General features: G+C 60.7%; 3 protein-coding genes. All 3 read left to right on the forward strand.

What is annotated here, in order from left to right:
* Positions 1-236: EscS/YscS/HrcS family type III secretion system export apparatus protein (locus KVT39_RS36295; protein ID WP_217591412.1), on the forward strand; the 236-nt coding region annotated here is incomplete at its 5' end.
* Positions 237-242: 6 nt separating this feature from the next.
* Complete coding sequence (sctT, locus tag KVT39_RS36300; RefSeq protein WP_217591413.1) at positions 243-1,019, forward strand: type III secretion system export apparatus subunit SctT; 777 nt, start codon at positions 243-245, stop codon at positions 1,017-1,019.
* A gap of 1 nt (position 1,020) precedes the next feature.
* Positions 1,021-2,094, forward strand: coding sequence for an EscU/YscU/HrcU family type III secretion system export apparatus switch protein (locus KVT39_RS36305; RefSeq protein WP_217591414.1), 1,074 nt, complete (start codon positions 1,021-1,023; stop codon positions 2,092-2,094).
* Positions 2,095-2,358: the final 264 nt, after the last annotated feature.

The following is a 2,358-nucleotide window of genomic DNA, read 5'->3' on the forward strand; positions in this document are numbered from 1 at the left end:
ACAAGGCGCTGTACCTGGTGCTGCTGCTATCCGCGTGGCCCATCATAGTCGCCACCGCCATCGGCCTGCTGATCGGCCTGTTCCAGACGGTCACCCAGTTGCAGGAGCAGACGCTGCCCTTCGGCATCAAACTGTTCGGTGTCAGCCTATGCCTGTTCCTGTTGTCCGGCTGGTATGGCGAGACCCTGCTCAATTTCGGTCGCGAGGTGATGCGGCTGGCCCTGGCCAAGGGCTGACGCGCGATGGCATTCGGGCTGTTCTTCGAGATCCACGGCTGGGTTGCCGTCGCCTCGCTGGGCTTTGCTCGGGTGGCGCCGGTGTTCTTCATCCTGCCGTTCCTAAACAGCAATGTCTTGAATGGCGTAGTGCGCACGTCGGTGACGATGGTGGTGGCCTTGGGGCTGTGGCCGCATCCGATCGATGCGCTGCCGTCATATCAGACGCTGCCGTTCCTGCTCATGATCGCGCGCGAGGCAGGCGTCGGCATTCTGCTTGCCTGCTTGCTGGCCTGGCCGTTTTGGGTGTTTCACGCGCTGGGCAGCGTCATGGACAACCAGCGCGGCGCCACGCTGAGCAGCAGCATAGACCCTGCCAACGGCGGCGACACTTCGGAACTGGCCAATCTGTTCAACCTGTTCGCCGCCGCCGTCTACCTTCAAGGCGGCGGCATGACGCTGATGCTGGACGTGATGTCGCGGAGCTACCAGTTGTGCGATCCGCTGGGCGCTTGCGCGCCAGCTTTGCCGCCGCTGCTGGGATTGATCAATCACATCATCGCGCAGGCACTGGTTCTGGCCAGTCCGGTGGTCGCCGCGTTGCTGTTGTCTGAGGTGGTTTTGGGGTTGTTGTCGCGCTTCGCTCAACAGATGAATGCGTTCTCGGTATCGCTGACGGTGAAGAGCGCCATCGCGCTGTTGATCATGTTGATCTATTTCAGCCCTGTGCTGCCGGATCGGGTGGCGCAGCTGGCATTCCCCGCCGCGACATTGCCGGCCTGGCTGCAGGGCGCGGGACGCTGACATGGCGAACAAGACCGAGAAACCCACGCGCAAACGCTTGCAGGACGCGGCCAAGAAAGGGCAATCGTTCAAGAGTCGCGATCTGATCGTGGCTTGCCTCACGTTGTGCGGCGTTGCCTATTTGGTGTCCTTCGGTTCCTTGGTCGAACTGATGGGGGCGTTCCGCCAGGCGCTGGACGATGGCTTTCGGCAGGACATGCAGAGGTACGCGCAGGCGGTGTTCTGGCTGGGTCTCAAACTGTTTTTGCCCATCTTGCTGTTGTGCGTGGCGGCGTCGGTGCTGCCCACACTGCTGCAGACAGGTTTCGTGCTGGCCAGCAAGGCGTTGAAGTTCGACTTGTCCGTGCTCAACCCGGTAAACGGCTTCAAGAAGCTGTTCAGCCTGCGAACGGTTAAGGAGGCGGTGAAGGCGCTGCTTTACCTGACGAGCTTCGTCGTGGCGGTTATGGTGGTTTGGCACAAGCACAAGGTTTTGCTGTTTTCCCAACTCAATGGAAGCCCGATGGACATGGCGATGGTGTGGCGCGAGTTGCTGCTGTCGCTGGTGCTGCTGTGTCTGGTCTGCATCGTGGCGGTGCTGATTCTGGACGCCGTGGCCGAATACCTCCTGTTCATGAAGGACATGAAGATGGACATGCAGGAGGTCAAGCGCGAGATGAAGGAGCAGGAGGGCAATCCCGAGGTCAAGTCGCGCCGGCGCGAAGTGCACATGGAGATTCTGTCCGAGCAGATGAAATCCGATGTGAAGAACTCGCGCCTCATCATCGCCAACCCCACGCATATCGCCGTAGGCATCTTCTTCAAGCCGGAGCTGTCGTCGATTCTCTTGATATCCGTGCTGGAGACCAACCAGCGCGCGCTGGCAGTGCGCGCTTATGCCGAGAAGGTGGGGGTGCCGGTCGTGACCGACGTGAGGCTGGCGCGGCGCATTTTCGCCAGCCATCGGCGCTACGACTTCGTCAGCCTGGACGAACTCGACGAAGTGCTGCGGCTTTTGGTGTGGCTGGAGCAGGTCGAGAACGCGGGCGTTGTGGAAACGGCGCAGCCCGAGTCGTCCGAAAAGGCCCCCGATTGATTTTTTCGTTCCCGGAATGAGCAATTCCTGAATGTTCCAGCCCCGCCAACCGGGTTCAATGGCAAAGACGGTGGTTCACCACCGTCCCTAGCCAGCTCTGCCGGGTTGGTGACAGCGACGAGGAGATGTTTGATGCAAACCGAAGACAATGTCAGCGACGAGCGTTTAGCGGAGATGGTCTGGGAAGCCGTGAGTTCGGGGGCAACCCTGAAGGACGTGCATGGCATTCCGCCCGACATGATGGAAGGCCTGTACGCCCACGCT

Source organism: Burkholderia sp. GbtcB21, from assembly GCF_019091065.1.
GTDB classification, from domain to species: Bacteria; Pseudomonadota; Gammaproteobacteria; order Burkholderiales; family Burkholderiaceae; genus Burkholderia; species Burkholderia pyrrocinia_C.